The sequence below is a fragment of the Planctomonas psychrotolerans genome (assembly GCF_008642235.1).
Taxonomy (GTDB): domain Bacteria; phylum Actinomycetota; class Actinomycetes; order Actinomycetales; family Microbacteriaceae; genus Planctomonas; species Planctomonas psychrotolerans.
Map to the genome: position 1 here is coordinate 2387034 of NZ_SJEV01000001.1, position 19333 is coordinate 2406366.

The window sequence follows — 19333 nt, forward strand, 5'->3', positions numbered from 1 at the left end:
TTCGGCCGCCGACGAGGTCCGCGGAATGGCCCGGCACCCCTGAGGTGCCGGGCCATCCGCGCATCAGGCGTGCAGCGCGGTGTTCAGCTGGATGCCGCTCCCCGTGCGGGGAAGGGCCTCCACGGCGCCCGTGACCGAGTTGCGGCGGAACAGCAGGTTCGGCACGCCGGAGAGCTCGACGGCCTTCACCGAGCGACGTGAGCCGTCGGCCTTCGGCGGGCCGTCGACCAGTACGACCTTCGTCCCGGCGGTCACGTACAGCCCGGCCTCCACCACGGTGTCGTCCCCGATGGAGATGCCCACCCCGGAATTGGCGCCGAGGAGCGCGCGGGCACCGATCTCCACCCGCTCGGTTCCACCGCCCGACAGCGTGCCCATGATCGACGCGCCGCCGCCGACGTCGCTGCCGTCGCCCACGACCACACCCTGCGAGATCCGGCCCTCGACCATGGATGCGCCGAGGGTGCCCGCGTTGAAGTTCACGAAGCCCTCGTGCATGACCGTCGTACCGGGGGAGAGGTAGGCGCCGAGGCGCACCCGTGACGCGTCGGCGATGCGCACGCGGGGCGGGCTCACGTAGTCGGTGAGCCGGGGGAACTTGTCGATGCCGTGAGCTGCGATGCCGGCGCGCTGCAGCGCGGGTCGCAGGCGGGAGAAGTCATCCGGATGCACGGGACCCGCGTTCGTCCACGCCACGATGGGCAGCTGTCCGAACAGTCCGTCGAGGTTCACCGTGTTCGGTCGCACGAGCAGGTGGCTGAGCAGGTGGAGGCGGAGGTAGGCGTCGGCGGTCGAGGCGGGGGGAGCCGCCAACTCGATCTCCTGCGTCACGATGTCGATGCGCACGTTGCGGCGCGGGTCGTCGCCCGCCAGCTCCTCGATCGATGCCGGAGCGATCCAGCGGTCCCGCCCCGGAGGGAGCGTTCCCAGCTGCGGCTCCGGATACCAGGTGTCCAGTACCGTGCCGTCGCCGGAGACGGTCGCGAGACCGTAACCCCAGGCATGCGTAGGGGCGGCGGACACGACAGACTGGTCGGACGAGGGCGCGGAAATGCTCATTTCCTTAGATTATCGGTACGCCCGAAGGGAATCAGGAGGCGGTGGTGGTGGTGCACGCGACGAACCCGCACGTGGTGCGGGCCGGGTCCGGACTGCCGGTCGGCCGCTTCCTCGGCATGCTCGGTGTCGCATTCGCCTACCTGCTCATCCTCACCACCGTCTTCGGCATCGTCACCCGAGCATCCCTGCAAGACGTGACCGGCCGGGGGAACGGGATCGGCGAAAGCGGCTCAGCGGACTGGGAGGGTGCGACCGAGTTCGGCAACCCGCTGCACACGCTCTCGCTGCTGCTTCCGCTCATCGCCATCACCCTGCTTCTGCTGCTCCTTCTCTCGTCGGTACCCGTCACCCGTTGGCGGCTGGTCGGCTGGGCACTGGTGACCGGATCCGTGGCGACCATCGTGTCCGCGGTACTCAACCTCGTGGGGCTCACCGTGGCCGGGTTCCGCAACATGGACGTGGTGCTCCCGTCGGCGATCATGGTGGCCGTGTTCGGCTTCTACTACGTCTTCACCACGGTGGCGGTGCTGGTGGCCGATCTCACCGTCCGTGCGTCCGTGCGCCGCATCCCGAGAACTCCGTCGCCCACCTCCGTAAACTGAGCGGATGTCCTCCACACCGGCGCACCCTCCTCTCGACCTCTCCTCCGACTCCGTCTCGATCACCCGGGCGATCTGCGACATCGAGTCGGTCTCCGGAAACGAGGGCACGCTCGCCGATGCCATCGAGGCGAGCCTCGCCGGGCTCGACCACCTCGAGGTGATTCGCGACGGCGACGCGGTGATCGCGCGCACCAGCCTCGGTCGTGCCCAGCGAGCCGTGATCGCGGGGCACATCGACACCGTCCCGCTGAACGGCAACCTGCCGACCCGCTTCGAGACGGTCGACGCCGACCACCCGTCGGGACAGACGCCGGGCGAATACCTGTGGGGCCGGGGCACCGTCGACATGAAGGCGGGTGTCGCGGTGCAGCTCAAGCTCGCCGCGGAGCTCACCGAACCCGTGGTGGACGTGACGTGGATCTGGTACGACCACGAGGAGGTCTCCGACTCCCTCAACGGACTCGGACGCCTCGCCCGCACCCGACCCGAACTGCTCGCCGGCGACTTCGCCATCCTCGGCGAGCCCAGCAACTCGTCGGTCGAGGGCGGCTGCAACGGCAACCTCCGCGTCGAGCTCCGAACCTTCGGGCTCCGGTCGCACTCCGCGCGGTCGTGGGTGGGCTCGAACGCCGTGCACGCCGCAGCGCCCATCCTCGCGACGCTGGCGGCCTACACCGCCCGCGAGGTGGAGGTCGACGGGCTCGTCTACCGCGAGGGTCTCAGCGCCGTGGGCATCACGGGCGGCATCGCGGGCAACATCATCCCCGACGAGTGCATGGTGCACGTCAACTACCGCTTCGCGCCGAGTCGCAGCGGTCAGGAGGCCATCGACCACCTCGCCGAGCTCTTCCCCGACGTGCAGATGACCGTGGTCGACCTGGCGGAGGGCGCCCGACCCGGGCTCGACGCCGAACTCGCGAAGCACTTCCTCGCCGCGGTGGGCGGTGAGGCGAAGCCCAAGTACGGCTGGACCGATGTCGCCCGCTTCTCCGCCCTCGGTGTTCCCGCCGTCAACTACGGGCCGGGCGACCCCATCAAGGCTCACGCCGACGACGAGCGGGTCTCCGTCGAGCAGATCGTGGAGTGCGAACGAGGCCTGCGCGCATGGCTGACGGCGGGCTGACCGCCTCACCCTCCTCCCCGCGCGAGCGGGGGTCTACTCTCCGGACGCGGTGGGCCCGCCTTCCCTGGTGGGCCCGCGTCCTCACGATCTACGCGGGCGCCCGCGCCGTGACCACGGCGATGATCCTGTCGTTCGCCGCCCGGCAGCAGGCGAACCCGTGGACGGATGCCGCTCCCGGGTACGCGGAGTACGCCACGATCTGGGACGGCAACTGGTACCAGATCGTCGCCGTCGTGGGGTATCCGAGCGAACTGCCCCGCACGGAGAGCGGGCAGGTCGCGGAGAACGCCTGGGCGTTCATGCCGGTGTATCCGGCCGTCGTCCGCGCGCTCATGATCGTGTCGGGAGCGGGCTGGGACATCTCGGCGCTGATGGTGTCCATCGCCTGCGGCGTGGGAGCCGTGCTGATGTTCTACCGGTTGATGCGTCTCGTCCTCGACGAGTCCGCCGCCACGTTCGCCGTGCTGCTCTTCTCCGTGGCCCCGGTGTCCCCGTTGCTGCAACTGTCCTACGCCGAGTCGATGCAGGCCCTGCTCCTCGGCGTCGCCCTGTACCTGCTGCTGCGACGCCGGTACGGCTGGCTCCTGCCCGTGATCGCGGTGATGTCGCTCACCCGCCCCACAGGGCTCGCGTTCGCGCTGGCACTGGGCATCCACGTGCTCGTGCGGTTCGGCGCCCGACGTCGCGACCCTTTCCCGCGCCGCGAGGCGGTGCTCGCAACGACCGCGGCCGGGTTCAGCGGCGTCATGGGGCTCTCCTGGCCGGCGATCGCCTGGGCGGTCACCGGTTCGCCCACCGCTTACACCGACACCGAGCTCGCCTGGCGGTCGGCGTACATCGGCTACACCGAACTGATCCCGTTCACCCCGTGGTTCCAGGGGGCGACCTGGTGGCTCGGCGACCCGACCGGTCCGATCGTGGTGTGCCTGCTCGTGCTGGCCTTCGCGGGAGTGCTGTTCCTGCCCGCGGTGCGACGGCTCGGAACCGACCTGCGGATCTGGCTGGCCGGCTACGGGCTGTACCTCCTGGCGGTCTTCTTCCCGCAGTCGAGCACGTTCCGGCTACTGCTTCCGATGTTCCCACTGCTGGGGGCGGTCGCGCAGCCCCGATCGTGGCTCTACCGCACCTCCGTGGTCGCTCTCAGTCTGCTCGGGCAGTGGGCCTGGTTGTGGGCCTGCTGGCAGGTCGACGGAATCGACTGGACTCCGCCGTAGGGCGGGTCAATTTTTCAGAACGTGCACGAATGTCGGATAATAGGGGGACATCCACGAAAGGAACCTTAATGGCAGCCATGAAGCCGAGAACCGGGGACGGACCAATGGAGGCTGTGAAGGAGGGGCGCCTCATCATCGTTCGCGTGCCGCTGGAAGGCGGCGGGCGGCTCGTGGTCTCCGTCAACGACGCGGAGGCCAAGGAACTGCATGACGCCCTCGCCGGCGTGGTCGCTCCCCGGTAACAGACTTCAGCGCACGAGAGAACGACGCCGGGCCTCGCTTCCCGGCGTCGTTTCTCGTGGCCCGGATGGCTTCCGGCGCGTCAGCTTTCCGGCGGGTCAGCGGCCGAGCTTGATGAGCTGAAGCAGCCCGTCGCCCGCCGGGGACAGCGCGGCCGTCACGGCCGGTGACGCGGAGATCTCCTGCAGCAGGTTCCGGAACGCCACCGACGTGTCGTCCCGGGCGGTCGGATTCGCAACGCGGCCCTTCCACAGGGCGTGCGGCACCAGAACGGCGCCGCCCACCCGCACCAGACGCAGGGCGTGCTCCACGTACTCGATCACGGAGGCGGGATCTGCGTCGATGAAGACGATGTCGTACGACGCCTCGTTCATGCGGGGGAGCACGTCGCGGGCCCGGCCCGTGATGAGCCGCACCCGGTTACCCGGGATGCCCGCGTCGGCGAACGCGGAGCGTGCGGTCTGCTGGTGGTCGAGCTCGCTGTCGATCGAGGTGAGCGTGGCCCGCGGTGCCCCCGACAGCAGCCACAGCCCCGACACGCCCACGCCCGTGCCGATCTCGATGATGGCGGTCGCGCGCGCTGCGGCGGCCACCAGGGCGGCCTGCGCTCCCACCGCCGACGAGATGGCCTCGATGCCGAGTTCGAACGAGTGCTGCCGCGCGGCGGCGATGTAATCGGGCTCGACGACGAAGTCCTCGGCGAACTTCCAGTTGGATTCTTTGTCAGACACTTGGGGCTCCTTACGCGCCTCAAGGCTAGTGCGTGCGCGGGAGGCCGTGTGGCGGCGCGCAAGGTGCACCGATTTCACGGCTATTGTGAAAGCGTGTTCGGGCTCACCTTCGAGAAGCTGCTGTTGATCGGCATCATTGCCGTCTTCCTGCTCGGACCCGACCGGCTGCCCTACTACGCGCAGAAGCTGGCCGACCTGGTGAAGAGCCTCCGCAAGATGGCCACCGGGGCCAAGGAGCGCATGCGCGAAGAGCTGGGTCCCGACTTCGACGACGTCGACTGGCAGAAACTCGACCCGCGCCAGTACGACCCGCGCCGGATCATCCGTGAGGCTCTGCTCGACGATGAACCGCCGCCTCGCGTGGTGCGGCCGCGCACGCCCGTCGAGACTCCGGCGGCCAAGCGCGCCCGCCTCGCGCGGGAGCGTGCGGAGGATCGCGCCGCGGATCCCGTGGCGGGAGACTCCGTGCCGGGCGACCCTCTCGCGGGCTCCGTGGTGGGCGATTCCGTGGCGGGCGACTCGGCCGGCGGGGATCCGCTCGTGACGACTCCCGGGCGCAGCGCGTCGCCCGTTCCCGCGCCGTACGACTCCGAAGCCACCTGACCCCGACCGGGTATCCGCGCCTTCAACGGCGTGCGGCCGAGCGTCAGCGCGGGGCGATGGTCAATCGTCGCCCGGAGAGGTTCCGGGGTCGGGACGCGAGCGTGTCGGCGACCGACGAGATCGCGACGGCCGCGGGATCGTCCGGGTCGGCAAGCACGATCGGCGTGCCGGCATCCCCGCCACGCCGCAGCGCCACGCTGAGCGGAACGGAGGCGAGCACCGGCACCGGAGCGTCCTGCCCGACCGAGAGGCGGGCGGCGACCTCGTCGCCCCCGCCCGAGCCGAACACATCGAGCACGGAACCGTCGGGCTGCACGAGCCCCGCCATGTTCTCGATCACGCCGTACACCCGCTGTCCCGTCTGCCGGGCGACGATCCCGCTGCGCTCCGCCACGTCGGCGGCGGCGGGCTGCGGTGTGGTGATGACGATGACCTCGGCGTTCGGCAGCAGCTGGCCCAGCGAGATGGCGATGTCTCCGGTACCGGGCGGCAGGTCGAGAAGCAGCACGTCGAGCGTTCCGAAGAACACGTCGGTGAGGAACTGCGTCATCGTGCGGTGCAGCATCGGCCCGCGCCAGGCGACGGCGGCGTTGCCATCGACGAACATGCCGATCGAAATCACCTTCACGTCGTGCGCGAGGGGCGGCAGGATCATGTCGTTCACCTGCGTCGGCTTCACCGCGTTGCCCGCGTCGTCCACGAGCCCGAGGATGCCGGGGATCGAGAACCCGTACACGTCCGCGTCCACCACGCCGACGGCGAGGCCGCGCGCGGCGAGGGCCACCGCGAGGTTGGCGGTGATCGTGGACTTGCCCACGCCGCCCTTGCCGCTGGTGATCGCGTAGACGCGGGTGAGCGAATCCGGCCCGAACTGCACGGTGCGCGCGGCACCCGGGCCCCGCAGGCGCTCGGTGAGCGCGGTGCGCTGCGCCGGGGTCATCACCCCCACGGAGACGACGACCGAGCGGACACCGGGCACGGCCGCGACCGCGTCGTGCACGTCGCGTTCGATGGTCGCGGCCGCCGGGCAGCCCACGATGGTGAGACGGATGCCGACGGCGACCTCGCCGTCATCGGCCACCGACACGTCCTCGACCATGTCGAGCTCGGTGATGGGCCGCCGGATCTCCGGGTCGATCACCGTGGCGAGGGCGGCCCGGACGGCGCGCACACGGTCGTCGTCGTGCGGCCCGCCCGTCTCTGCGGTGTCAGGCACCCTGGGGCGACTCCGCCGGAACGGAGAGGTCGGCGTCGTCGCGGCGGTCGAGCTCCTCGAGCAGCGAGCGGAGTTCGGCGCGGATGAAGTCCTTCGACGCCATGTCCTTCATCTGCAGACGGAGCGCCACGACCTCGCGGGCGAGGTATTCCACGTCCGCCACGTTGCGCTCGGTGCGCTGCCGGTCCTGCTCGATCTGCACGCGGTCACGGTCGTCCTGGCGGTTCTGCGCGAGCAGGATGAGCGGGGCGGCGTAGGAGGCCTGCAGGGACAGGATGAGCGTGAGCACCGTGAAGCCGTACTCGGCCGAGTCGAACCGTACTTCGGGGGGACCCCAGGTGTTGTAGACGAGCCAGGCACCGGCGAAGACGGTGAGGCCGAGCAGGAACCACGGCGTGCCCATGGCCCGCGCCACGCCCTCGGTGAAGCGGCCGAAGCGGTCCCGGCTCACACGCTGCCGCAGCACGGTCGTTCGGAGACCCTTGGGGGCGTCGAGACGCGGCTCGCGGTTGGCTGTCCGTGCCATGCTCTACCTCCGTCCTCGTCCTGGTGTGTGTGCCGTCGGGATCCCGGCCGTCGCCGTGCCCTGATATCGCGCAGCCGCGCGTTTGCGGATCTCGCGCTCGCCGTCCGAGCTGCGCCAATCGTCGGGCAGCAGGTGGTCGAGCACGTCGTCAATCGTCACCACCCCGACGAGACGGTGGTTCCCATCCACCACGGGCACCGACACGAGGTCGTAACTCGCGAGGATCCGGGACACCTCGGCCGCCGACGTCTCCGCCCGCACGGGTTCGAGACCCTGGTCGAGCAGCGTGCCGAGCCGTTCGTGCGGCGGGTAGCGGAGCATCCGCTGGAAGTGCACCATGCCGAGGAAGCGGCCGGTGGGCGCCTCGTACGGCGGCAGGGTCACGCAGATGGCCGCGCCGAGGGCGGGTGCGAGCTCGTGCCGGCGGATGAGGGCGAGGCCCTCCGCCACGGTGGCGTCGGCCGAGACGATGATCGGTTCGGTGGTCATCAGTCCACCGGCGGTGTCGGGCGCGTAGCTCAGCAGCATGCGCACGTCCTGCGCCTCCTCGGGCTGCATGAGCGCGAGAAGCGCTTCGCCGCGCTCGTCGGTCAGTTGGGCGATGAGGTCGGCGGCGTCGTCGGGCTGCATCTGGTCGAGCACGTCGGCGGCCCGGTCGTCGCCGAGGCTGCCGAGAATCTCGACCTGGTTACTCTCGGGCATCTCCTCGAGCACGTCGGCGAGGCGGTCGTCGGACAGCTCCTCCGCCACCTCGATGCGCCGCTCCTCCGACAGGTCGAGGAGCGTGTTGGCGAGGTCGGCGGGCTTGAGATCGGAGTAGGCGGCGAGGAGCTGGCTCGCCGACTGCGATTCACCGGCCACGAGCCGCTCGGTGACCTCTTCCCAGTTCGCGAACAGGGTGGCCCCCTTGGCGAAGGGGGAGGCGCCGGTCTTGGGACGCCGGCAGAACAGCTGACTGACCTCCCACTCGCCGGTGCCCATCTCCTCGATGGCCACGTCCTCGACGGTCGCCTCGCCGGATCCGTCCCGCAGGGTCACGCGACGACCGAGCATCTCGGCGATCACGCGCACCTCTCCGCCGCGCTGTTCGAACCGACGGAGGTTGATCAGTCCGGTCGTGATGATCTGACCGGAACCGATGCTGGTGACCCGGCCGATCGACACGAACACGCGCCGCTTCCCGGGGATCTCGACGACGAGCCCGACGACCCGCGGCGGATCCGCGCGACGGTAGACGACGAGCACGTCGCGCACGCGCCCGACGCGGTCGCCGACGGGGTCGAAGACGCTGCAGCCGGCCAGACGGGCTACGAAGACGCGGGACGCACTCACAGGTCTAACTTAGTTGCTGCTCAACCCACCGATGGCCCGCGTGGGACACTGGGGGAGTGACCAATCCACTCTTCGGCCGCGGCCGCTCAGCCCTTCCCACCATTCCCCGGGGCGAGGCCGTCGCGACCTACGACACGTATGCCGAGGCGCAGGCGGCGGTGGACACTCTCGCGAAAGCGGACTTCCCGGTGAAGCAGGTCTCGATCGTCGGAAACGACCTCAAGACCGTGGAGCGGGTGACCGGAAAGCTCACCTACGCGAAGGCCGCGGGGGCGGGTGCCGCGAGCGGCGCCTGGCTCGGTCTGTTCTTCGGACTGGTGCTCTTCCTCTTCTCCGGTGCCCCGGACATGTCGTTCGTCTTCGCCGCCGCGCTGATCGGTGCCGGTTTCGGCATGATCTTCAGCATCGTCAGCTATTCCATCTCCCGGCGTCGCCGCGACTTCACGTCGATCATGCAGGTGATCTCGAGCACCTACTCCATCCTCGTCGAGCCGGACAGCGTGAATCGCGCCCGCAACGTGCTGGGCGTGGAGACGCCCTACGGCACCGTCCCCGCCCCCGTGGTGACGGAGGGTTCCGACGCGGAGGGCGGCATCCCCGCATCGACGGAGCGGCCGCAGCGGACGGTCGGCACAGCCCGGCCCGCCTACGGCGAGTCCGCCCCCGTGGCCGACCCGGTCGACGAGCCCGCGCCCGGCCCCGAGCGCCCGCGCGACTGAGCAGCCAGCGGACCACGTCCGGTGCTGGCGCGCGCGCCCGGGCTCAGTCGCTAGCGCCCGCGCTCAGGCGCGCAGTCGAGCGATCCACGCCTCCACGTCGTCGGCGGTGCGGGGGATGTCGATCGACAGGTTCTCCGCGCCATACGTCGTCACGAGGATGTCGTCCTCGATGCGCACGCCGATGCCGCGGAACCGCTCGGGCACGGTGAGATCGTCGGGCTGGAAGTAGAGTCCGGGCTCGATCGTGAACACCATGCCGGGCTGCAGGATGCCGTCGAGGTAGAGGTCGCGGCGCGCCTGAGCGCAGTCGTGCACGTCGATCCCGAGGTGGTGGCTCGTGCCGTGCACCATGTAGCGGCGGTGATGCGCGTTCTCGGGCTGCATCGCCTCCTCCGCGCTCACGGGGAGCATGCCCCAGTCCGCCGTCTTCCGGGCGATGACGGCCATGGCGGCGGCGTGCACCTCCCGGAACCGGATCCCGGGGCGCACGATCGCGAGGGCCGCGTCGGCCGCCTCGCGCACGGCCTCGTACACCTCGCGCTGCACGGGGGTGAACGTTCCGTCCACGGGGAGCGTGCGCGTGATGTCGGCCGTGTAGTAGGTCTCGAGCTCCACGCCGGCGTCGATCAGGATCATGCTGCCGGGCTCGACCGGACCGTCGTTGCGGGTCCAGTGCAGGATGCAGGCGTGGGCCCCGGCGGCGGCGATGGTGTCGTACCCGACGGTGTTCCCGTCGGCGCGGGCGCGTCCGTTGAACACGCCTTCCACGATCCGTTCGCCGCGGTCGTGGGCGAGGATGCGCGGCAGTTCGCGGATCACGTCGTCGAAGCCGCGGCCGGTCGCCGCCACGGCGGCACGCATCTCCGCGATTTCGAAGTCGTCCTTCACCAGGCGGAGTTCCGACAGGGACCGCGACAGGTCGGCGTCCGCGGAGGACTCGCCGGATCGAGAAGATTCGTCGGATGCGGCGTCGCGGGCCGCGTCAACCCGGTCGGTGATGGCCGGGTCCGCCTCGCGCACGATCGCAGTGTCGCCGGTCCCGGCGGGGTCGCCCGACGGCGCGCTTAGCAGTGCGGCGTCGAGGTCGGCGAGGTCTCGCGTCCGCAGGCCGAGGTCGGCCGCCACCTGACGCAGGGAGGGGCGCGGGCCGATCCAGAACTCGCCGATCTCGGGATTGGCGTAGAACTCGTCGGAGTCGCGGCCGGCGCGCTCACGGAAGTACAGGACGGCGTCGTGGCCGTCGTCGGACGGCTCGAGCACCAGCACCGAGCCCGGCTCGGAGTCCGCGCCCCATCCGGTGAGGTGCGCGAACGCGGAGTGGGCGCGGAACGGGTAATCGGTGTCATTCGACCGCTGCTTGAGGCTTCCCGCGGGAACGACGATCCTCGTGCCGGGGTGCAGCGCGGAGATGCGCTCCCGCCGCGAGGCAGCCCATGCGGCCTGCTCCCGGGCGGGCGGATCGGTCTCGTCGCGTTCGGCCCAGCCGGTCGAGATGTAGTCGCGGAATCGAGTGCCGACCGGAGTGGTCGAGCGGTTCTCGGTGGCGCGCGGGGCGGGAGCGGCCTCGGGCGTCACCGGCGTGGCGTCCGGTGCAGCAGTCGCGTCCGGGGTCGAGGAGGAGGTGGGCAGCAGGGAGTCGGCCATCATCCCATTCTGCCATCCGGCAGTGACTCGCGACCGGTCAGCGGAGCGGTGTCAGCTGCGCCACCACCGGCCGGTGGTCGCTCCCGGCGTCGTTGCGGTCGTCGACCACCCGGAATCCGCTGAAGTGCCAGCCCGCCGTGGCCATCACGTGATCGATGGGCGTGCCGAGCAGGGCGGGAGCGGATGCCGGCCAGGTGCCCACGGCCGCGTTGCCGGTGGCGAGGGCGCCGTCGACGCAGTTCCCGAGGCTCGTGATCTGGTCGCCGTCGGTGCGCCGTCCGCCGTAGTCGGCCATGTGGTCGAGCGTCGCGTTGAAGTCCCCGGCGAGGATGACGTTGCCCTCGTCGCAGCGCGAGCCCAGCCACTCGAGGTCGCTGCGCCAGTTGTGCATCTCCGCTGCGATGGGCGCGACCGGGTGCACCGCGGCGATGACCGGTCCCTTGCCGTCGGCGGGCACGGCGATCACGGTGGGGAGCACGGTGGTGTTGCCCACCTGCTCCTCCTTCACGTACGGACCGTAGGCCACGCGGATGAGCAGGGTGGTGGAGCGGGCGAACGCGATGTTGTCGTACGCCGTGGTGAAGGTCTGCATCGGGGTGCCGGCGGCGGCCATGGCATCCGCCACTGCCGTGCCGATCTCCTCGGTCGTCTCGGGCAGGGCGATCACGTCGGCGTTGGTCTCCAGCGCCAGGTCGACGATGGAGTCCGCCCCCGTCGCGCCCCCCAGGGTGTTCCACGAGAGCACGGTCACGTCGTAGTCGCCCTTCTCGGCGAACTCCTCGTTGCCGAAGCCCCGGCTGGACAGCACGACGCCGGTCGCGGCCATGAACGCGAGAAGCACGACCAGGATCGAGGCGGCGAAGCGCCTCGCGCGGCGGACCGCCAGGGCGAGCACGACGGTGCCGACCGCGACGAGCAGCGCGCCGAGGGCGGCGGCCGCGCGGAGAGACACCACCTGGGCGACGACGAAGGTCTTCTCCAGCCCGAACACCTGCGGCCACACCGCGATGAGGGCGACGGCGGCCACGAGAAGAATGGTGGCGGCGGCGAGGATCCGGCGGAACATGACCGTGCAACTGTAGCGGGGCGAATCTGGGAGGGCCGTATTTCGCCTTACGATTGCAGGATGTCCTCGCCGCTGCCCGCAGGTTCGATCGACCTGCATGCGCACAGCAGCGTGTCGGACGGGACGGAGACTCCCGCCGAACTCGTGCGAGCGGCGAGCGTCGCCGGGCTCGGCACGATCGCCCTCACCGACCACGACTCCACCGCGGGCTGGGCCGAGGCCGCGCTCGAGGCCCGGGCGCAAGGTCTCGCACTGATCCCCGGCATGGAGCTCAGCACCCGCGTCGAGCGGGCGAGCGTGCACCTCCTCGGCTACCTGATGGACCCGGAGCATCCCGGTCTCGTCGCCGAGACGGCGCGCATCCGCGCCGGACGCCGGGACCGCGCCGAGAGCATCGTGCGGCGCCTGGCGGTGGACTACGACCTCAGCTGGGACGACGTGCTGGAGCAGACCGTGCCCGGCGGCACGGTGGGCCGCCCGCACATCGCCGACGCGCTCGTCGCGCGCGGCTTCGTCGCGACCCGGAGCATCGCGTTCGAGACGATCCTGCACTGGCGGGGCGGCTACTTCCAGCCGCATTACGCGCCCGACCCGCTCACCGGCGTCCGCCTCGTGCGCGCCGCCGGCGGAGTGCCGGTGCTCGCGCATCCCGGCACCGGCGGGCGCGGCCGGGTGATCGGCGAGGCCCACCTGGCGGAGCTCGTGGACGCCGGACTCTTCGGCCTCGAGATCGATCATCGCGAGAACACGCGCGACGGCAAGGAGCGTTTGCACGAACTCGCGCGCCGCTTCGGCCTCGCTGTCACCGGTTCGAGCGACTACCACGGCGCGGGCAAGCCCAACCGGTTGGGCGAGAACACCACGTCGGCCGAGGTGACCGAGCGCATCCTCGATCTCGCCACCGGATCGGCCCCGATCCTGCCCTGACCGCTCGTCCCGCGCGAACGGCGCGGACCCGGTCCCTGCGTGGCCCCGGAACGACCGAACCCGGCCCCTCATGTGAGGAGGCCGGGTTCGGATCGCTGGGTGCGCTGCGTCAGACGGTGGGCGTGCTCGGCCGCTGCCCGCCGCTTCGGCGACGTCGGTTGCGCGAGCGGGGGCGGGTCTGCCCGTCGCCGTGGTCTCCGCCGTGCCCGCCGTGCGTACCGGCGGCGGCCTTCGCGTCCTCGGTCGAGGAGTCGGAGGCTGCGGTATCGGACGAGCGGGTGCGGCTGCGCGAGCGACTGCGATCGCCATCACGCGGCGGCCGGTCGCCGCCGCGCTCCCGCGAGGCGGGCACATCCGCCTTGACGGCGGGCGTGGGCTTCAGTCGCCCCTTCGACCCCTCGGGGATGTTCAGCTCGGTGTAGAGGTGCGGCGAGGACGAGTAGGTCTCGAGCGGCTCCGGCTGGCCGAAGTCGAGCGCGCGGTTGATGAGCGCCCACTTGTGCAGGTCGTCCCAGTCGACGAACGTCACGGCGATGCCGGTCTTCCCCGCGCGACCGGTGCGTCCCACGCGGTGCAGGTAGGCCTTGTCGTCCTCGGGAATGGTGTGATTGATCACGTGGGTGACGTCATCCACGTCGATGCCCCGCGCCGCGACGTCGGTGGCGATGAGGATGTCCTTCTTGCCCGCCTTGAACGCGGCCATGGCCCGCTCGCGCTGCTCCTGGTTGAGGTCGCCGTGCACGGCGGCCGCATTGAAGCCGCGATCGTTGAGTTCCTCGACGAGTCGCGCCGCGGCGCGCTTCGTGCGGGTGAAGACCACGGTCTTGCCGCGACCCTCCGCCTGCAGGATGCGTGCGACGACCTCGTCCTTGTCGAGATTGTGCGCACGGAACACGTGGTGCTTGATGTTCGCCTGCATGATGCCCTCATCCGGATCCGTCGCGCGGATGTGGATGGGTCGGCTCATGAAGCGACGCGCCAGGGCCACGACCGGGCCCGGCATCGTGGCCGAGAACAGCATGGTGTGCCGCAGCGGCGGCGTCTGAGCGAACAACTTCTCCACGTCGGAGAGGAAACCGAGGTCGAGCATCTTGTCGGCCTCGTCCAGCACCATGACCTTGACCTTGGAGAGGGTCAGGAGGCGCTGCCCGGCCAGGTCGAGCAGGCGTCCAGGTGTGCCGACCACGATCTGAGCACCGGCCTTCAACTGCTCGATCTGTCCCTCGTACGCCTTGCCGCCGTAGATCGACACGATCTTCGTGGGGCGGTTGCTGGCGGCGAGCTCGAGGTCTTCGGTGACCTGGACGGCGAGTTCGCGGGTCGGCACCACCACGAGGGCCTGCACACCGGGTTCCGGGTCGAGGCCGAGGCTCTGGACCAGCGGAAGACCGAAGCCGAAGGTCTTACCCGTTCCGGTCTTCGCCTGGCCGATGATGTCCTGTCCGGTGAGGGCGAGGGGGATGGTCTGGGTCTGGATGGGGAACGGTTCGAGAATCCCCTTCGACGCGAGCGCGTCGACCATGTCCTGTTCGATATTGAGTTCTGCAAAAGTCAACGTATGAGCCCTGTCATTCGGCGAGCCGGGTGTCCGGCTGGATGTGGCGCCCGAGATTCTGGGGCGCGGATGCCCCCTTCCGATGAGGGAGCGCCCCCAGTTTAGCGGGCCGCGGCACCGCAACCCGGTCGGCATCTACACTTGGGGCGTGTTCACTGTGTTCCGACGGCCGCGAGACGCCGATGCGCCTCGACCGAGCATCCGTTCGGACAGCAGGCGCGCCACGAAGGTGGAGCGCGTCAGCCTCGAGGAGTTCACGCCCGATCTGCTCGCCTATCTGGGCCAGGTCGCCTACCTGCAGCTCGCCGTATTCGAGACGCTGTCCCGCGCCGTCGGCACCGCACCCGACCTCCCCGGCAAGGAGGCGGTCAGCACGGCCGCGGGCATCGCCCTCAACCGGCACCAGTCCCTCGCCGCCGAGATCCGGCGACACGGGGACGACCCCGCCACGGTGATGAAGCCCGTCGCGGCATCGATCGACCGGTTCACCCGGCTCGTCTCGGGAGCCGACTGGTACGAGACGCTCGTGTCGGCCGTCATCACGGCAGGACTGCTCGACGACTTCTTCGTGCGCCTCGCCTCCGGCCTTCCGGCCGAGTACCGCGACCGGGTGCGAATGATCCTCGAGTCCGGCGACGGCCGCCCCGGCATCGTCGATGCGGTGAAGCGCGGGATCGCCGACAACCCGGCGCTCGGCTCCCGGCTCGCGATGTGGGGGCGTCGCCTGGTCGGCGACACGTTCCTCGTCGCCCGGTCCGCCATGATCGCGTCGGCCGACGCCTCGTCCGCCGAAGCGCGACTCGAGCCCGTGTTCGCCGAACTCATCGCGGCGCACACCCGGCGGATGGACTCGATGGGCCTGACCGCCTGACTGCCTAGTGCGTCCTGACTGGCTGGTGCGTGGGCGGGGCGACTCAGCCGCGAAGAGCGGCGGCGGTGAAGCGATCGTCGGCCCGCTCCCGGGAGCGGGCGATCAGCACCGCGGCGGCGACGGCGCTGAGCCCGGCGCACACCAGCGCGAGCAGCCAGATCCAGCCGCCGTCCCACGCCATGCCGAGCCAGGTCAGCGCGACCCAGACGACGGCCGCCGCGGCCGTGCCGATGGCCGGGACCAGCACCGCACCGTGCGTCTGCCTGCCGGGAACGGCCAGACGGGCGGCCATCCCGAGGAGCGCACCGCCGAGGGCGACGAACAGCAGTTCCATGCGGGGGAGGGCTAGCCGACGAAGCCCACGCGGCGGGCCTCTTCGGCGCCGATCTCCACGTAGGCGAGCACAGCGGTGGGAACGATGTAGATGCGACCCTTGCCGTCGGTGAGGGAGATGTGGCTGCTGTTCGACCCCAGGGCCTCCGCCACGGTCGCCTCGATCTCGGTGGCGGACTGCTTCGTCTCGAAGCTGATCTCGCGGGGGGCGTTGGTGATTCCGATGCGGATGTCCATGCGGTGCCTTTCGATGCGTCGTGGCGACGGGGTCGAGCCAAGGCTACGGTACCCGCCACGCGGCCCCGGTCGAGTTCACTGTCGGCGGAAGGCTATAACTTGTTCGGCGTGACGACACTGGCATTCGAACCGGCGCGGAAGCCCCGCTCTTCCCCGATGGCGCTCGATGCCTCCCAGTCCACGGTGCTCGCACTGCCGGAGGAATCGAGTGCGGCGGTCCTCGGTGCGCCCGGGTCGGGCAAGACCACTACGCTCGTCGAGCTCGTCGCCCGTCGCGTCGAGCAGGGCTGGTCGCCCGACGAACTCCTCGTCCTGACCCCCACGCGCGCCGGGGCCACCCGATTGCGCGATCGTCTCGCGCTCCGGCTCGACGTGCCCACGCTCGGTCCGCTCGCGCGCACGCCGCAGTCCCTCGCCTTCGAGATCGTCGCCGACGCGGCGGCGCGCACCGGGGACGAGCCCCCTCGCCTCCTCACCGGTGGGGAGCAGGACTCGATCCTCGCGGACCTGCTGCAGGGCGACATCGACGACGGAACGGGGCCCGACTGGCCCGCCCCGCTCGACTCCGACGTCCGCCGACTCCGCGGTTTCCGCACGGAACTCCGCGACCTTATGATGCGCTGCACCGAGCACGGGATCGGACCGGACGAGCTCGCCGCGCTGGGCCGCCGACACGATCGACCGGCGTGGGGGGCCGCGGCCGACCTCATCCGCGTCTACGACGAGGTGAAGGCGGGCTTCCGCGAGCACCACTACGACTCGACGGAACTCGTGCGCGAGGCGTCCGCCCTCGTGGCCCAGGCCACTGTCGGGGCGATCCCCGACCTCGGCAGACACGGCCGGCTCCGCCTGATCATCCTCGACGACGCGCAGGAGTCCACCCGGTCCACGCTGAACCTCGTGCGGGCGTTCGCGGGCCGCGGCGTGCACGTGGTCGCCTTCGGCGATCCCGATGTCGCCACCGGATCCTTCCGGGGGGCCATCCCGGATGCGGTGGCGCGGCTGGGCGGCTACCTCGGCCTGCCCGATCTGCCCGTGCTCTCGCTCGAGACCGTGCACCGGCACGGACCGGAGTTGCGGGCGCTCACCGCCGCGGTCACGTCCCGGATCGGCACCGCGGGTGCAGGACGGCAGCGCGGAAGCGCCGCGCGCGTGCACGCGCATCCGGGCGACCCGGCCGGAGCCGACTCACCCCGAGCCGACTCACCCCGAGCCGACTCACCTCGAGCGGTCGCCGGCTCCGCCGGCGCTGTCGCGTACGAGGTCGAGTCGCCGGCCGACGAACTCGCGCTCATCGCCCGAAGGCTGCGCGAGCGCCACGTCTTCGACGGGGTGCCCTGGAACGAGATGGCGGTGGTCGTGCGGAGCGGTTCCCTCGTGCCATCGCTCTCGCGCGGCCTCGCGGCGCTCGAGGTGCCGACGACCGTGTCGAGCGCGGGCACGGCCGTGCGCGACGAGTATGCGGTGCGGGCCCTGATCCTCCTGCTCGAGGTCGCGCTGGGTCGGGTGCCGCTCGACCCGGATGCCGCGGTGCGGCTGCTCACCGGCCCGCTCGGCGGACTCGACTCGGTGTCGCTCCGTCGCCTCAAGGCTGCACTCCGGCACGACGAGCTCGCCGGGGCGGGGGACCGTTCCGCGGAGATCCTGCTCGTCGAGTGCCTCCGATTCCCGGAACGGCTCGCCCTCATCGACAACCGGGTGGCCCGGGCGGCGGCCCGACTCGGAACGAGTCTCCGCGCCACCATCGACGAGGCGGCGTCGGGCGGCACCATCGAGGAGTTGCTGTGGGGTGCCTGGCAGCGCAGCGGTCTCGCCGGCCCGTGGCGCGAGCGGTCGCTCGGCACCGGCATAGTGGCGGAGGAGGCGAACCGCAACCTCGACGCCGTCGTCGCGCTCTTCTCGGCGGCGAAGCGGTTCGTCGAACGCACCCCCGAGTCCCCGCCCGGCGTCTTCCTCGACGCGTGGACGGGAAGCGACGTGCCCGAGGACACGCTTGCTCCGCGTTCCCTCGTCGACGCCGTGCTGGTGGGTACGCCCTCGTCGGTCATCGGCGAGGAGTTCTCCATCGTGGTCGTCGCCGGCGTGCAGGAGAACGTGTGGCCCAACCTCCGCATCCGCGGCTCGCTGTTGCAGGCCCAGGACATCGACGCGGTCGCGGGAGGCGGCTCACCCGTCGGCGATGCCGATCCGCGTGCGGCTGTGCTGCACGATGAGCTCCGCATGTTCGCCCAGGCGGTCTCACGGGCGTCGGCCGAGGTGGTCGTGACCGCGGTCGCCAGCGATGATGCGCTTCCGTCGCCCTTCCTGCGGCTTCTGCCGCGGGGCGATGCAAGCGAGCTGCCGCGTTATCCGCTGTCCCTTCGCGGCATGGTGGGGCGCCTGCGCCGCGAACTCGTCACCTCGCCGAGCGCATCCGCGGCGGCCGGACTCGCCCGACTCGCCACCGAACAGGTGCCAGGGGCCGATCCGGGCGAGTGGTACGGCATGCGACCGCTGAGCATCACCGCTCCGCTCGTCGACCTCAGCGACGACGACGCGGAACCGGTCAGCGTCTCGCCGTCGCGCATGGAGTCGTACGAGACCTGCCCGCTGCACTGGTTCATCGCCCAGGTTGGCGGCGATTCCGGGTCGACCTCGGCCGGACTCGGCACCGTGCTGCACAGCGTGATGGAGACCGCCACGGACATCCGGCCGGAGGCCCTCTGGGAGGCGGTCGAGTCCCGCTGGGGGGAATTCACCTTCGAGGCGCCATGGCAGTCGGAGGTCGAGAAGGTGCGTGCCCGCGAGATGACCGGCCGCTTGTCGGCCTACCTCACCGATTTCGAGCGTGCGGGCGGCACGCTCCTCACCGCCGAGCGTCGCTTCCGGCTGCCCATCGAACTCGACACGGGGGAGGCGGTGCTGAGCGGCAGCATCGACCGCATCGAGCAGTTGGCCGATGGCAGCGCGGTCATCGTGGATCTGAAGACCGGCAAGCACGCCCCGACCTCGAACGCCGCGGTCGCCGACCATCCGCAGCTCGGCGCCTACCAGCTCGCCTTCGCCTCCGGACGCATCGAGGGCTTGCCGGCCGAGCTCCCGTCCGGCGGCGCGAAGCTCGTCGTCGTGTCGAAGGGCACCCGCGCGAAGCCGTACTACGACCCGATGCAGGAGGCGTTCGCGGAGGACGAGCTCGACGCCTTCCGGCGCCGGGTCGCCGCCGACGCGGAGGGCATGGCGGGTTCGGTGTTCGTCGCCCGGATCGGAGCGCACTGCCTCGACCCGTGGTCGTTCGGGACCTGTCGCATCCACGTGGTGCGGGCGGTGTCGTCGTGAGCGGCGCTCGTGGTACCGGC

The 19333-nt window shown here is 70.8% G+C and carries 18 protein-coding genes and 1 pseudogene; 9 read left to right on the top strand and 10 right to left on the bottom strand.

Annotated elements, in window-relative coordinates; genetic code table 11:
• Nucleotides 1–63 precede the first annotated feature (63 nt).
• On the bottom strand, nt 64–1059 hold the full coding sequence (gene dapD, locus EY822_RS11005) for a 2,3,4,5-tetrahydropyridine-2,6-dicarboxylate N-succinyltransferase (protein ID WP_150308301.1): 996 nt from the start codon (nt 1057–1059) through the stop codon (nt 64–66).
• Between the two features lie 44 nt (nt 1060–1103).
• Here dapD and EY822_RS11010 point away from each other — a divergent pair, with 44 nt between their 5' ends.
• The 4 genes from EY822_RS11010 to EY822_RS11025 all read left to right on the top strand — a co-directional run bounded on the left by EY822_RS11010 (nt 1104) and on the right by EY822_RS11025 (nt 4240).
• Entirely contained in the window at nt 1104–1661 is a 558-nt protein-coding gene (locus EY822_RS11010; RefSeq protein ID WP_150308302.1) for a hypothetical protein, read from the top strand.
• A gap of 4 nt (nt 1662–1665) precedes the next feature.
• Nucleotides 1666–2784, top strand: coding sequence for a succinyl-diaminopimelate desuccinylase (gene dapE, locus EY822_RS11015; protein WP_150308303.1), 1119 nt, complete (start codon nt 1666–1668; stop codon nt 2782–2784).
• The gene (locus tag EY822_RS11020) at nt 2766–3998 is read left to right on the top strand and encodes a glycosyltransferase family 39 protein (protein WP_150308304.1); all 1233 of its coding nucleotides are present in this window, start codon (nt 2766–2768) and stop codon (nt 3996–3998) included. Before dapE ends, EY822_RS11020 begins: the two co-directional genes overlap by 19 nt.
• Nucleotides 3999–4066: 68 nt before the next feature.
• Nucleotides 4067–4240 carry a DUF3117 domain-containing protein gene (locus EY822_RS11025; protein ID WP_150308305.1) on the top strand — a complete coding sequence of 58 codons (174 nt, stop codon included), beginning with the start codon at nt 4067–4069 and terminating at the stop codon, nt 4238–4240.
• Between the two features lie 96 nt (nt 4241–4336).
• On the opposite strand, the gene EY822_RS11030 is transcribed toward EY822_RS11025, so the two are convergent.
• Nucleotides 4337–4969, bottom strand: coding sequence for an O-methyltransferase (locus EY822_RS11030; RefSeq protein WP_150308306.1), 633 nt, complete (start codon nt 4967–4969; stop codon nt 4337–4339).
• 93 nt (nt 4970–5062) lie between these two features.
• On the opposite strand from EY822_RS11030, the pseudogene EY822_RS11035 reads away from it, so the two are divergent.
• Nucleotides 5063–5434, top strand: a pseudogene (locus tag EY822_RS11035) (Sec-independent protein translocase TatB); the annotation flags it as partial.
• Nucleotides 5435–5615: 181 nt separating this feature from the next.
• Here the strand turns inward: EY822_RS11035 and EY822_RS11040 are convergent.
• From EY822_RS11040 to EY822_RS11050, 3 genes are read right to left on the bottom strand one after another with little or no spacing between them, the layout of a single operon-like run.
• Nucleotides 5616–6788, bottom strand: coding sequence for a P-loop NTPase (locus tag EY822_RS11040; RefSeq protein ID WP_227497220.1), 1173 nt, complete (start codon nt 6786–6788; stop codon nt 5616–5618).
• Nucleotides 6781–7314, bottom strand: a complete 534-nt coding sequence (locus EY822_RS11045) for a DUF1003 domain-containing protein (protein ID WP_150308307.1) — start codon at nt 7312–7314, stop codon at nt 6781–6783. The genes EY822_RS11040 and EY822_RS11045 overlap by 8 nt, the downstream gene beginning before the upstream one ends.
• Nucleotides 7315–7317: 3 nt before the next feature.
• Nucleotides 7318–8646: a magnesium transporter MgtE N-terminal domain-containing protein gene (locus tag EY822_RS11050; protein ID WP_150308308.1), complete on the bottom strand. Its 1329-nt coding sequence runs from the start codon at nt 8644–8646 to the stop codon at nt 7318–7320.
• 56 nt (nt 8647–8702) lie between these two features.
• Between EY822_RS11050 and EY822_RS11055 the strand changes: the two genes are divergently transcribed.
• The gene (locus EY822_RS11055; RefSeq protein ID WP_227497221.1) at nt 8703–9365 is read left to right on the top strand and encodes a general stress protein; all 663 of its coding nucleotides are present in this window, start codon (nt 8703–8705) and stop codon (nt 9363–9365) included.
• A 63-nt stretch (nt 9366–9428) separates the two neighbouring features.
• Here the strand turns inward: EY822_RS11055 and EY822_RS11060 are convergent, their stop codons facing one another.
• Both EY822_RS11060 and EY822_RS11065 read right to left on the bottom strand, forming a co-directional pair.
• Nucleotides 9429–11009, bottom strand: a complete 1581-nt coding sequence (locus EY822_RS11060; RefSeq protein ID WP_406610246.1) for an aminopeptidase P family protein — start codon at nt 11007–11009, stop codon at nt 9429–9431.
• Between the two features lie 37 nt (nt 11010–11046).
• Nucleotides 11047–12075 carry an endonuclease/exonuclease/phosphatase family protein gene (locus tag EY822_RS11065; RefSeq protein ID WP_150308310.1) on the bottom strand — a complete coding sequence of 343 codons (1029 nt, stop codon included), beginning with the start codon at nt 12073–12075 and terminating at the stop codon, nt 11047–11049.
• A gap of 60 nt (nt 12076–12135) precedes the next feature.
• On the opposite strand from EY822_RS11065, the gene EY822_RS11070 reads away from it, so the two are divergent.
• Entirely contained in the window at nt 12136–13002 is an 867-nt protein-coding gene (locus tag EY822_RS11070) for a PHP domain-containing protein (RefSeq protein ID WP_150308311.1), read from the top strand.
• Nucleotides 13003–13111: 109 nt separating this feature from the next.
• Here the strand turns inward: EY822_RS11070 and EY822_RS11075 are convergent, their stop codons facing one another.
• Nucleotides 13112–14557, bottom strand: a complete 1446-nt coding sequence (locus tag EY822_RS11075) for a DEAD/DEAH box helicase (RefSeq protein ID WP_150308312.1) — start codon at nt 14555–14557, stop codon at nt 13112–13114.
• 148 nt (nt 14558–14705) lie between these two features.
• Here EY822_RS11075 and EY822_RS11080 point away from each other — a divergent pair, with 148 nt between their 5' ends.
• Nucleotides 14706–15428: a ferritin-like fold-containing protein gene (locus tag EY822_RS11080; RefSeq protein WP_227497222.1), complete on the top strand. Its 723-nt coding sequence runs from the start codon at nt 14706–14708 to the stop codon at nt 15426–15428.
• Nucleotides 15429–15471: 43 nt separating this feature from the next.
• On the opposite strand, the gene EY822_RS11085 is transcribed toward EY822_RS11080, so the two are convergent.
• Nucleotides 15472–15762 carry a hypothetical protein gene (locus EY822_RS11085; RefSeq protein WP_150308314.1) on the bottom strand — a complete coding sequence of 97 codons (291 nt, stop codon included), beginning with the start codon at nt 15760–15762 and terminating at the stop codon, nt 15472–15474.
• Nucleotides 15763–15773: 11 nt separating this feature from the next.
• Nucleotides 15774–15998 carry a DUF3107 domain-containing protein gene (locus EY822_RS11090; RefSeq protein ID WP_150308315.1) on the bottom strand — a complete coding sequence of 75 codons (225 nt, stop codon included), beginning with the start codon at nt 15996–15998 and terminating at the stop codon, nt 15774–15776.
• Between the two features lie 108 nt (nt 15999–16106).
• Here EY822_RS11090 and EY822_RS11095 point away from each other — a divergent pair, with 108 nt between their 5' ends.
• Nucleotides 16107–19313, top strand: coding sequence for an ATP-dependent helicase (locus EY822_RS11095; RefSeq protein ID WP_227497223.1), 3207 nt, complete (start codon nt 16107–16109; stop codon nt 19311–19313).
• Nucleotides 19314–19333: the final 20 nt, after the last annotated feature.

What these genes read in the sequence shown, in the direction of transcription:
- dapD (WP_150308301.1), bottom strand. Translation starts at nt 1,059, where the DNA reads ATGAGCATTTCCGCGCCCTCGTCCGACCAGTCTGTCGTGTCCGCCGCC.
- dapE (WP_150308303.1), top strand. Translation starts at nt 1,666, where the DNA reads ATGTCCTCCACACCGGCGCACCCTCCTCTCGACCTCTCCTCCGACTCC.
- EY822_RS11020 (WP_150308304.1), top strand. Translation starts at nt 2,766, where the DNA reads ATGGCTGACGGCGGGCTGACCGCCTCACCCTCCTCCCCGCGCGAGCGG.
- EY822_RS11025 (WP_150308305.1), top strand. Translation starts at nt 4,067, where the DNA reads ATGGCAGCCATGAAGCCGAGAACCGGGGACGGACCAATGGAGGCTGTG.
- EY822_RS11045 (WP_150308307.1), bottom strand. Translation starts at nt 7,314, where the DNA reads ATGGCACGGACAGCCAACCGCGAGCCGCGTCTCGACGCCCCCAAGGGT.
- EY822_RS11060 (WP_406610246.1), bottom strand. Translation starts at nt 11,009, where the DNA reads ATGGCCGACTCCCTGCTGCCCACCTCCTCCTCGACCCCGGACGCGACT.
- EY822_RS11065 (WP_150308310.1), bottom strand. Translation starts at nt 12,075, where the DNA reads ATGTTCCGCCGGATCCTCGCCGCCGCCACCATTCTTCTCGTGGCCGCC.
- EY822_RS11070 (WP_150308311.1), top strand. Translation starts at nt 12,136, where the DNA reads ATGTCCTCGCCGCTGCCCGCAGGTTCGATCGACCTGCATGCGCACAGC.
- EY822_RS11085 (WP_150308314.1), bottom strand. Translation starts at nt 15,762, where the DNA reads ATGGAACTGCTGTTCGTCGCCCTCGGCGGTGCGCTCCTCGGGATGGCC.
- EY822_RS11090 (WP_150308315.1), bottom strand. Translation starts at nt 15,998, where the DNA reads ATGGACATCCGCATCGGAATCACCAACGCCCCCCGCGAGATCAGCTTC.